Here is a 12,440-nt window from a genome sequence, read left to right on the forward strand (position 1 = left end):
ATGTTTTTGCTTACCTTGTTGAGAAATAGCTATCTTATGGCCCGAAATAATGTTGTTTTTCATGAAATTTAACAGGTCAATTTTAGCCGGAACCGCAGTAGTGGCCGGTTTGCTATTTTCAGTTGCAGTGAAGGCCCAGGATGAAGATCCGAATAAGTGGGCACCGGCAGGACTCAAAATCGATGGCAAGGCAAATGAATGGCCAAAGCCACTGACGTTCTATAACAATGACGCTAAACTATTTTACACCATAGCGAACGATTCCAATAACCTGTATGTTGTAATTAATGTTCCGGACCAGGTGAGTAAAATGAAAATAATGAGGGCAGGTTTTACGTTTTCAGTGAATCCGACCGGAAAGAAAAAAATCGTTTCCTCCGTGACATTCCCGCTGTTGGGAGAAGCAGCTCCGGAGGTGGTAGAATCCCAGAATCAGCGTAACTCTGTAGAGTGGCAGCGCAGTATCCTGCAGAATGCGAAACAGATTAGCGTGGAAGGGCTGACAGGTGTACCAGATGGTATTTTGCCCGTAAAAAATGATAAGCAAATCGAATCAGCCGCGTCACTGGATGAACAGGGCAACCTGGTATGTGAAATCGCTATTCCGCTGCAATACCTTGGCTTAGCCATCAACAACGATAAGCCCATCGCTTACCGGTTTAAAGTAAATCCGCTCAACCGCGACGACCGTAAAGCAAAAGAAAAGGAAGTGAAAGACAGGATCGCTGCCATGCAGGCGGCCGAAAAAGAAGGCAAAACACCGCCTCCGATGCCGGCAGGTTTAAGCGGGCCGGGAATGGAAAATCTCTTCTATCCGAAGGATTTCTGGACCCGGCAGATCATGGCTACCCACAAATAGCTTCCTGAAAAAAATATTTCATATAGCCCTAATAGTTATGCAACAGCAACTTCACAAATTCGCCGGTAAGTTTACAGTGGCTGCATGCTGTGTGGCATTGTTCTTTTCGTGCCGGAAAGACAAGCTGTCCACCGATGGCAACGGTAATGGCGGCGGCGGTAATGGTAACGGTTCCACCGCCTTATCTGCAGAGGATTCCCTCAAATACCTGATGTATAACATCATGCAGGTATCCTACGCAGATGGTGGCCGTAATAAATCACAGGGTTTGCCTACCTACTTTTGGTATAACTCGGTGCCTGCCATTAATCCGCTGGATAGTAAATACAGTTCCGCGGACGTATTATTGAGCACAATGGCCCAATATGCCATCAATCCTGCCACCAAAAGGCCGTACGACCATTACAGCTTCCTGGATCGCACCGGCTCGCTCACCAATAAACTGCTCAACGGAATTTCTGCTGCTACCACCGTTGCAGCAACCAGCGGAGATGTAGGGCTGGACTATGGAGCTGCCTGGGATGCAGATAATCAAAAGGTGCGCTTCTTTGTACTGTATGCCGACAAAAACAGCCCTGCCGGTAAGGTAGGGGTGACCAGAGGATACGAAATCATCTCTATAAATGGTAATAGTAAATTTGATACTACTGCTACATTTCTGAACCAGGCTTACAATGCTATCCTGAATTCAGCTAATGTAACGTTGGGCTTTAAAAGGCCCGATGGCAGTACGTTTACATCCAACCTGGCCGCAGGTACCTATAACGTAAATCCGGTCGCATTTGATTCCGTACTTACCATGGGCACAAAAAAAGTGGGCTATTTTGTGTTGTATACCTATTCAAGTGTGACTAATTCCAGCGGCGATCCTACCAATACCAAAACCGCTATAGACGAGGCTTTTACCAAGTTTAAAGCAGCTGGTATTAATAACCTGATCGTTGACCTTCGCTATAATGGTGGTGGTGCAGTGTCTACGGCGGAATACCTGGACAACCTGATTGCGCCGGCTACAGCCAAAGGAAAGGTGATGTACAATTACCAGTACAACGATAAATTGCAGGCGGTTGCTACTTCGATAGACCTGGAAACCGTAGTGAACTTCTCCAATTCCGACCCTGGTGGCCTGACGCTGGAGAATGTATTTTTTGTTACCAGTCGTAATACCGCTTCTGCCAGTGAGCTGACGCTCAATAACCTGCGCCCGTATATGACAGTACAGCTGGTGGGCGATACCACGTATGGTAAACCGGTTGGTTTTATCGACTTCAATATATCCATGTACGATAGTACCCATACGAAAAAGTACCTGGCGGATTTGTATGCAATTAATTTCGCTACTACCAACGCAAGCGGTTCTGGTGGCTATTATACAGGCATTGCGCCACAGGCGTTAGCAAGAGACCTGATCAATGTGCCCTGGGGAAATATTGTGTATGATGAGAATTTGAATATGATCAATAATTACCTGAAAGGGAATGGATATAGTATCACAAAAACTGCCAGAACTGAATCCCTGATGCCTTCGCTGTCTGCTATTAAAAGTGCGACAAAAATGGCAGGATTCAATGGCATGGTGGATTACCGCCTGAGTAAACAGATTCAGCAGGCATTGAAATAATCGTATTTCCTTCGAAAAGAGCGCTGCGAATTTGCTTCGGCAAATTCGCAGCGCTCTTTTTTAGTGCACAATTACCTCATCTGCAAAGAGAAAGCCCTTTTGCGCATTCTTCGCTTTGATACGGATATACCTGGCTGTTTTTCCATTTAATTCGAACCGGAATTTCCGGAAAGTGAGTGCAGGGATATTATCCGGAATATCATTTTTTTGCAGTTGTATTGTCTGAAACCCTTTACCATCCTGGGATACAGCTACCTCCACTTCAGAAGGGATATAGATACCCACACCGGTCAGCTGCATGAAATTCATGCTGACGTCGCTGAGCTTTTCGGCCGTTCCCATATCCACAGTTACATCCATATCGTGGGCTTCAAACCCTTGCCATTGCCCATCTCCGTAGGAAACGCCACCCCGGTAACCGTTGGTGAGCGTACTTTGTTTTTGTGCGGGATAATTTTTACTGTACGGGAGATTGTAGGTGACGCTTTTGCCCACCGCTTTGTGAAAGTCGGCCTCCAGCAAGGCTGGAGTACCTTGCAGCATGGTGTCGCGAAATACAGCGGCACGGATCAGGGCAGGGCCGTTGAAGGTAACAGGGCCCGAATACAGTGTGGAAGTCGCGTTAGGCGTGGTTCCATCCATGGTATAGCGGATCTGCGGTTGGAATTGTTCCGATGTAAATGTTACCGTGGTTTGCTTCGTTTGGTAATTGATCACCGGCACAATGGTAACCGTATAGGAAGGCCTGAAATAATTTACGTTTAGCCGTTGGAGTAGGAGGTAGTGAGATTGGAGTCGCGCTTTGAATGCTTCAAAGTTTTTGTGTGCGGTATCGCTCCAGGCTACTTCCGAGAGGGCAATGATCCTGGGATAGGCCATGTACTCCAGATGTGCTGGCTGGGGGATGAGTTCCGTCCAGATATTGGCTTGTACACCGAGTATATGTTTGGCTTCCCCTGCTGAAAGGGCGGCTGGTACAGGGTTGTAGCTGTATACTTTTTCCAGTGGCACGTAGCCGCCCTGTGCTTCCGGTTGGGTAGCGGGATCAGCCTGGTAGTGGTCGAAGTAGCAGTAGGCACCGGGTGTCATGATCACGTTGTGGCCTGCTTTGGCGGCGGCGATGCCGCCGTTTTCTCCCCGCCACGACATTACGGTGGCATCAGGGGCGAGGCCGCCTTCCAGGATTTCATCCCATCCGAGGAGGTGGCGCTGGTGGGATTTCAGAAAATGTTCCATACGGCGGATGGCGTAACTCTGTAGTTCATCTACGTCTTTCAGGTTTTGTGTTTTGATACGTTGCTGGCATTTGGGACAGGTTTTCCAGGCGGATTTGTTGGCTTCATCGCCACCCATATGTATATAGACGGAGGGAAATATGTCCATTACTTCGAGCAGTACTTTTTCGAGGAAATCGAATGTTTGATCATTGCCAAGGCAGAACTCACTGTTTTTATAGGGGATGCCGGAGCAGGATAGCTGTGGATAAACGGCAAGCACTTCTTCAGAGTGGCCTGGCATTTCGATTTCCGGGATGACGGTGATTCCGCGTTTGGCGGCATAGGCCACGATTTCTCGGGCCTGTTCCTGGGAGTAGTAGCCGCCGTAGGCATTCGGATCGCCTTCGTGTGCGTAGCGGTGGCCGGTGGCTGCCCAGTCCTTCCAGGTGTTGCCATAGCGCCAGGCGGCCGTTTGTGTAAGCTCAGGGAACTGTTTGATTTGTAAACGCCAGCCGGCACCATCGGTGAGGTGCCAGTGGAAAGTATTCATTTTGTAGAGCCACATCAGGTCAAGAAATCGCTTGATATAGGATACGGGGTAGAAGGTGCGGGATACGTCGAGCATTACGCCGCGGTGTCCGAAGCGGGGGTGATCGTTAATGGTGACGGCAGGGACCAGGTTGGTGTCTGGCTGGAGGAGTCGCAGCTGCATTAGTGTTTGTGCTCCGCTGATAGCGCCGGCGGCGTTGCGGGCATAGATGGATATGGAGGACGGTGTAACCTGTAGCTGGTAACCGTTGCTGTCGGGCACGATCCGGGAGTCTGCTTCCAGGATACGTAGGGTTCCGGCAAAGTCCACTTTATTTCTCCCGGAAAAAACCTTTACGGGCTGTTGTTGGGTGGCCAGTAATTCCGCTATGTTTTTAAAGGCAGGCGAGGCGATGATTTGCATGTTTTGGGTCCATTGGAAATGGCCTTCATGGCTGGTGATTTCCTGTGGGTGGGGGATGAGGTTCAGGTTAGGTTTAACCTGGGCAAGGGTAGCGGCGTAGGTTGCAGCAATGGCGGTAGCCATTAAGGCAAGGCGTTTGATCATGTTCACGATGTCTTTAGTTGCCGCGAAAATAGGGGAAATAAAAGAATATGACTGCCTTAGGGGTGGTAACCGGTTTGTTTTTAGGGAGATGTTAACCTTTGCCAGGCGGAGTGGTGGAGGAAATTAAAAAAGGGAACTTCTGTCGGAAGTTCCCTTTTCAGGTATTTACACTAAGTAAAAGTAGTAATTACTTTACAGAAGCAACCAGTGTTTTGAAAGTTTCTGGTTCATTCATAGCCAGGTCAGCCAGAACTTTTCTGTTCAGCTCAATACCTTTACCTGCTAATTTGTTCATGAATACAGAGTAGGTCAGACCTTCTGCTCTTACTGCAGCGTTGATACGAGCGATCCACAGCTGACGGTAATTTCTTTTCTTCAGTTTACGACCCACATAGCTATAAGTCAGACCTTTTTCGAGGACGTTCTTCGCTACGGTGTAAACATTTTTCCTTTTGCCATAGAAGCCTTTGGCTTGCTTTAAGATCCTTTTTCTACGGGCTCTTGAAGCTACGGCGTTAACTGAACGAGGCATTTTTTGTCTTTTTTCTCAGGTTATAAAATTCGATTTACTTAGATTAGCGCATGCAAAGCATTCTCTTCACGAGATTCAGGTTTGCTTCGTTAACCAGCGTACTACCTCTCAGGCTACGTTTTCTCTTGGTAGCTTTTTTGGTCAGTAAGTGACTTTTGAAGGCCTTGAACCGCTTAATCTGTCCGTTCCCGCCAACTTTGAAAGTTTTCTTAGCACGGGAATGTGTCTTGAATTTAGGCATCTTACATCAAATTTGGTCTGCAAAGGTAGGGAAAAATAATCAAAAAACACAGTCCTGCTGAAATTTCTCAGATTTCCACCGCCCTGTGGAAAAAAAAATCAAAAAATCTTCCGAATCATTAACCCTTTGAGAATCAGGGAGCAATTACATTTCTCCAACTACTCTAGTAAAATTTATCATATTATAATTATTATCACTTTTTTTATTTTTCTATATTATCGTTAATTTTAATTTTATAATTAGCCGATTTTAGCCATATCGCGTTTAAACACCGATGCCTATGAAAACATTTTACACACCACAAAACGCCCGCCGGCGCCGAGATTCCGGCGTTTTTCACCGATGTATGCAGTTAAAGCAACGAAGGCATTGACGGCCTGACAATCCGCCAATCTGATACTTTTTTGATTTAACCGATTACACCTATGAAAAGATTTCTTACCCTCATATTACTGATACTGTCGTTCCTGCTCGTCAGGCAGGGGGTGATGGCGCAATCAAATGCGACACCACCCACCGGCGTGCCGAATAAACCGTTTATGAACATTCCAATAAATGTATGTGCTGGTAACTTTGCCAGTATAAACGCATTTATATGGGATTCCACCTGGAGACAGAATAATACGGACCGCCAGTTTAGCTATCCGAACGTTAAAGTAGACTGGTCGATTACCGGGGGAGCTTATGCCGTATTATATAATGGAAAGCCCAATTTACCCAACGGTACCAGGGATACCACCATTACGAACCAGACTTCTGATTCGTATAAAGTAAATGCCCTTACCATCCGGTTTAATACCCCTGGGGTGGTATATACTGTTACCGCTAATATTACCTATACAGATTACGGAGGGAAGACTCGAACAGCAACTATTACGCGTACGATAACTTCTGTGGACTGTTCAATTACGGTATGTAAAGGAAGTACTACCATGTCATCCGACTTTTATGAAGACTTCGGACGATTCAGAAAGTATACAGACAACTCACTGAGTGATAAACCTAAACAATATTGGGTTGCCGGTGCTGTTGGTTATACCTATAATAACAATATTTATTATGCCTATAATAATACGGGTGGTAACTTCTCCGATAACAGTTACGCGATATACTGGAATACAAAATTAAGAGGTGAGTGGGATAGTGTGGGCGACCACACTGGTAATATCAGATATATATCACCTACATCCGATAGCGTGGGTGGTATGCTGATCGCCAACTCTGCAAATGATAAACGAATATTCTATACCCGTGATGTAAATGTTTGTCCAGGTTCACAGTATAACTTCAGTGCCTGGTTTCTTAATACTAATACAAGAGAAGTATTTAACTCCACCTGTATTCAGGGGAACTCAACCGGTTACCGCTATGCCGGGGTAACCTTTAAAATTTTAGACTCCTTAGGAAATGTCTTGAAAGAGTTCAAGACATTTGACGTTTCCATGAACCTGAATACATCGGGTGAGCGGTGGTTACAATATGGTGGTACTTTTAAAGTGCCAGGAGGATACAAAAAGCTGAAACTGCAGATCGTAAATGATAACGAGGGAGGGTGCGGTAACGATATCGCCATTGATGATATCAAGTTCAACTACTGCTCTCCTAATATTTATGGATTTGTGGATGGTTTGAAAGATGATGGGGTAACAGAATCAGTACAGTGCGCAGGATCTCCTATTGATCTCACTGCATGGTACACACCTAATGGATATGATCCTAGTGATCCAAGCAAACCATATGATCCAAACCTGGATTATTTCAGTCAAAAAGTATTTAGATGGGAATACAGTTATAACCAGACAACCTGGTATACATTAACAGATTCCATCGGAGTAAATACTGCAACAGGTGTTACCGAAAAAATTCGTTATGGCAGCCAGGATTCTATCCTGCACTTCCTGCCAGGAGCACTGCAAGGTAACCCTACCCAGCCTGTAATACGTTATTACAGGTTGAACATATTTGAGAAAGGCAATGAGAATATTAAGGATTGCGGATCACCGTCGACTCCCATTGCTATTACCATCTTACCGAAACCTGTTGTAAAACTATCCTCGTCTGCAATATGCCTTGGCGACAAGGTAAACTTGACGGTGGAAGGTCAGTACACCCGGTATGAGTGGAAGGCGCCACCGGAAATAGCCGGTATTAAAGATGAAGCCGTAGAAGTTTCGCCTACTCATAGTACTACGTATACTGCATATGGTTATGCCAACTATGGTAATGGTCGTAGTTGCGTGGACTCCGGATCTGCAACTATTCGTGTGGATACACCTGCAATAGTACACGTAACCGGCGGTCCGCTCGAAATTTGTGCCGGCCAAACATCTACCAGCTTCCAGATTGAACCTGAAAACAATAAATATACTATCAGATGGACCAGTACCTGGCCAGTGGCACAGGATACGGTTTATGGCAGCACTACTAATCAGCTGAATAATATTTACCCATGGCATGTGGGTGATAACTATTTTAAAGCGACTGTTACCAAGGGTGTCTGTGTTACCAAAGACTCGCTTTTGATTCAGGTACGGTCAATGCCGATCGCCAAAACCAATCTGGATGAACTGGTTGGACAGTGTAATAAAACACAGTTCACCATGAAAGCCAATCAACCACTGAGTGATCAGAAGGGTACCTGGACTTTCATTCGTGGTGTGAGCAATGGCACCAGTACCATTACTAATCCGAACCTGTATAATACCACGGTAAACATCACACCGGCAGGTACGAAGGATACACTGATCTGGACAGTTGTGAATAACAGCAAGTCAGACTGTATTTCCCGTGATACGGTGATACTGTACAATACCAAGCCGCTCACCGTTCCGAAGACCATGGGTAGTACCCAGGTGTGCGTGGTGGCAGGGGAGTCGGTAGTACTCAACCTTAATGGTACCAAGCCGGAAAACGAAGGAGAATTTGGTAAGTGGACTTCTAATCCTGTTACCAATATCACCTTTGCAAATGATGCATTATATAATACCACTGCAACCATAGTTGGAACAGCCAGTCCTACCAACTACACGCTGTATTGGACTATTAATAATGGTATTTGCCCTGCCGGACCTGCTGCGTCTATGTCGGTGAGAACAAAAACACCACCTACCATTACAATCACCAATTCTCCGGTATTGGCTTGTAACACCGCACCATCCGTAAGACTGAATATCACCAGTGGTAGCAGTACCATCACTGATTACAGTATTACTACAACCGGTGGAAACCCAATGCCTGGATTTGTTCCGGTGACAGCAGCATGGACAGGAGCTTCCTACATCGACATGGCTATACCGGCAAATACTCCTGCTGGTATATACACCTTTGTAATGAATGTATGGGAGAGAAATACCACTACCAATGAACCACTGGCAGGTTGTAGCAAAACAGTCACTTTTACAGTGAACTTATCAGTGCCAACTACACCGCCAACAGATATTACAGTTAATAATGCTGCGCTGTGTGGAACAGGTAATGTGTTGCTGACATTAAATGGTGCAGCATTAGGAACTAATCCTGACGGCACTCCTGCCGCGGTTTGGAAATGGTATAAAGGTTCCTGCGGTGGTACGCCGGTAACTCCGGATAGTGCCAACGCAGACAATTCTGTGGTACTGTTCAGAAATGTAACTGCTACCACTACTTATTATGTGCGTGGAGAAAGTGCCGGTACCTGCGGTAACTCCATCTGTAAATCCGTAACCGTAACTGTTTATCAGAAACCAGCCGTTCCTACGGCAACACCTGAGCAAACTCATTGCAATGTATCCACCTTTACGATGGATGCCAGCAATCCTAGTCCTGCAGGTGCCGCCGGCAAATGGTCTATTATCGGAGGTAGTGCAACCGGGGTTGTAATTACCGACCCGGCAAATCCTAAAACCACGGTAACCGTTCCAGCCGGCACTTTTGTAGAGCTGAAATGGGCCGTGAGTAACGGGGTTTGTGATTCCGTAAGTACAACAGTTAAATTATATAATTATGCAACTAATCCTGCAGCTAATGCAGGCGCAGATCAGGAAGACTGCGGAAGATCCACTCCTTTTAAATTAGGTGCAACTCCTGTAGTTTCTACAGGTAATATCCAGCAGATCGGTACCTGGACGGTGCAGTACACTGGTGCTAACACCGCTCCAACTGTAAGCGACATCCACGATCCGGAAGCAACTATCACTGTGCCCGTTGGCGACCAGGTGCAACTGACCTGGACGGTGACCAGTATCTTAAATGGTACTATCATCAATCAATGTCCTGCGACTACTGATCAGGTTACACTCTATAACTTCGCGAGCAACCCAACTGCAAACGCCGGTGCCGATCAGGACGATTGTGGCAGAACTACTGCCTTCACGCTGAATGCAACACCAGTAGTATCAACTGGTAATATCCAACAGGTAGGTACCTGGATTGTTCAATACACTGGTACAAATACAGCTCCTACAGTTAGCAATATCCATGATCCAAAAGCTACCATCACGGTAACGCCTGGTGATCAGGTACAATTGACCTGGACAGTAACCAGCATCGTAAACGGTGTAGTAAATACTAAATGCCCGGCTACCACTGACGTAGTCACCATCTATAACTACGCTGCTAACCCAGCGGCTAACGCAGGTGCAGATCAGGAAGATTGCGGTAGAACTACAGCATTTACGCTTGATGCAACTCCTGTGGTATCTACAGGTAACATCCAGCAGATCGGTACCTGGACTGTTCAATACACTGGTGCTAACGCAGCTCCAACAGTAAGTGACATCCATGATCCAAAAGCTACCATCACGGTAACGCCTGGTGATCAGGTACAACTGACCTGGACGGTAACCAGCATCGTAAATGGTGTAATAAATACTAAATGTCCGGCTACAACTGACGTTGTGGTGCTGTACAACTTCGCAGCAAATCCAGCGGCTAGTGCAGGTGCAGATCAGGAAGATTGCGGTAGAACTACTGCCTTCACCCTTGATGCAACCCCTGTAGTATCAACTGGTAACATCCAGCAGATCGGAACCTGGACCGTTCAATATACTGGTGCTAACGCAGCTCCAATTGTAAGTGACATCCACGATCCCAAAGCTACCATCACAGTAACACCTGGTGATCAGGTACAGCTGACCTGGACAGTAACCAGCATCGTAAACGGTGTAGTAAATACTAAATGTCCGGCTACCACAGATGTGGTGGTTATTCGCAACTTTGATACTGATCCGCTGGCCGAAGCAGGCGCAAATCAGGAAGATTGTGGTAGAACCACTCCATTCACGCTGAATGCGACTCCGGTTGTTTCAGTAGGAAATATCCAGCAGATCGGAACCTGGACTGTTCAATACACTGGTGCTAACACTGCTCCAACAGTAAGCGACATCCACGATCCAAAAGCTACCATCACGGTAACACCTGGAGATCAGGTACAACTGACCTGGACAGTAACCAGCATCGTAAATGGTAATATTATTACCAATTGTCCTGCTACTACTGATCAGGTAACGCTGTATAACTTCGCAGCAAATCCAACTGCTAACGCAGGTGCAGATCAGGAAGATTGCGGTAGAACTACTGCCTTCACCCTTGATGCAACTCCTGTGGTATCAATTGGTAACATCCAGCAGATCGGTACCTGGACTGTTCAATACACTGGTGCTAACGCAGCTCCAACGGTAAGCGACATCCACGATCCAAAAGCTACCATTATGGTAACGCCTGGAGATCAGGTACAACTGACCTGGACAGTAACCAGCATCGTAAATGGTGTAGTAAACACTAAATGTCCGGCTACCACTGACGTAGTAACCATCTATAACTTCGCAGCAAATCCAACTGCTAACGCAGGCGCAGATCAGGAAGATTGCGGTAGAACTACAGCCTTCACCCTGGATGCAACCCCTGTAGTATCCACTGGTAACATCCAGCAGATCGGCACCTGGACTGTTCAATATACAGGTGCTAACACTGCTCCAACAGTAAGCGACATCCACGATCCAAAAGCTACCATCACGGTAACACCTGGTGATCAGGTACAACTGACCTGGACGGTAACCAGCATGGTAAACGGTGTTGTAAATACTAAATGTCCGGCTACAACTGACGTTGTGGTGCTGTACAACTTCGCAGCAAATCCAGCGGCTAACGCAGGCGCAGATCAGGAAGATTGCGGTAGAACTACTGCCTTCACGCTTGATGCAACCCCTGTGGTATCCACTGGTAATATCCAGCAGATCGGAACCTGGACTGTTCAATACACTGGTGCTAACACTGCTCCAACAGTAAGCGACATCCACGATCCAAAAGCTACCATCACGGTAACACCTGGTGATCAGGTACAACTGACCTGGACAGTAACCAGCATCGTAAATGGTGTAGTAAATACTAAATGTCCGGCTACAACTGACGAAGTAATCATCTACAACTTCGCAGCAAATCCAGCGGCTAACGCAGGCGCAGATCAGGAAGATTGCGGTAGAACTACTGCCTTCACCCTGGATGCAACCCCTGTGGTATCCACTGGTAACATCCAGCAGATCGGAACCTGGACTGTTCAATACACTGGTGCTAACACTGCTCCAACAGTAAGCGACATCCACGATCCAAAAGCTACCATCACGGTAACGCCTGGTGATCAGGTACAACTGACCTGGACGGTAACCAGCATTGTAAACGGTGTAGTAAACACTAAATGTCCGGCTACAACTGACGTAGTCACCATCTATAACTTCGCAGCAAATCCAGCGGCTAACGCAGGTGCAGATCAGGAAGATTGCGGTAGAACAACTGCCTTCACCCTCGATGCAACCCCTGTGGTATCCACTGGTAACATCCAGCAGATCGGAACCTGGACTGTTCAATACACTGGTGCTAACACTGCTCCAACAGTAAGCGA

6 protein-coding genes are annotated in these 12,440 nt (G+C 46.6%); 3 read left to right on the plus strand and 3 right to left on the minus strand.

What is annotated here, in order from left to right; translation table 11 throughout:
- The first annotated feature begins 61 nt into the window (after nt 1-61).
- Both BUB18_RS28005 and BUB18_RS28010 read left to right on the plus strand, forming a co-directional pair.
- Entirely contained in the window at nt 62-859 is a 798-nt protein-coding gene (locus tag BUB18_RS28005; RefSeq protein WP_073087554.1) for a hypothetical protein, read from the plus strand.
- 37 nt (nt 860-896) lie between these two features.
- Complete coding sequence (locus BUB18_RS28010) at nt 897-2,480, plus strand: S41 family peptidase (protein WP_073087556.1); 1,584 nt, start codon at nt 897-899, stop codon at nt 2,478-2,480.
- Between the two features lie 60 nt (nt 2,481-2,540).
- On the opposite strand, the gene BUB18_RS28015 is transcribed toward BUB18_RS28010, so the two are convergent.
- The 3 genes from BUB18_RS28015 to rpmI form a co-directional block, all read right to left on the minus strand.
- A complete protein-coding gene (locus tag BUB18_RS28015; RefSeq protein WP_083550946.1) occupies nt 2,541-4,793 on the minus strand; it encodes a glycoside hydrolase family 20 protein in 2,253 nt (750 codons plus the stop codon).
- A 187-nt stretch (nt 4,794-4,980) separates the two neighbouring features.
- The gene (gene rplT / locus BUB18_RS28020; protein ID WP_073087560.1) at nt 4,981-5,325 is read right to left on the minus strand and encodes a 50S ribosomal protein L20; all 345 of its coding nucleotides are present in this window, start codon (nt 5,323-5,325) and stop codon (nt 4,981-4,983) included.
- 43 nt (nt 5,326-5,368) lie between these two features.
- Nucleotides 5,369-5,566: a 50S ribosomal protein L35 gene (rpmI, locus tag BUB18_RS28025; RefSeq protein WP_073087562.1), complete on the minus strand. Its 198-nt coding sequence runs from the start codon at nt 5,564-5,566 to the stop codon at nt 5,369-5,371.
- A 425-nt stretch (nt 5,567-5,991) separates the two neighbouring features.
- On the opposite strand from rpmI, the gene BUB18_RS28030 reads away from it, so the two are divergent.
- Nucleotides 5,992-12,440 (plus strand): Ig-like domain-containing protein (locus tag BUB18_RS28030; RefSeq protein ID WP_143160128.1); only part of this gene is annotated, 6,449 nt, incomplete at its 3' end.

The sequence above is a fragment of the Chitinophaga jiangningensis genome (assembly GCF_900142605.1).
Classification (GTDB): domain Bacteria; phylum Bacteroidota; class Bacteroidia; order Chitinophagales; family Chitinophagaceae; genus Chitinophaga; species Chitinophaga jiangningensis.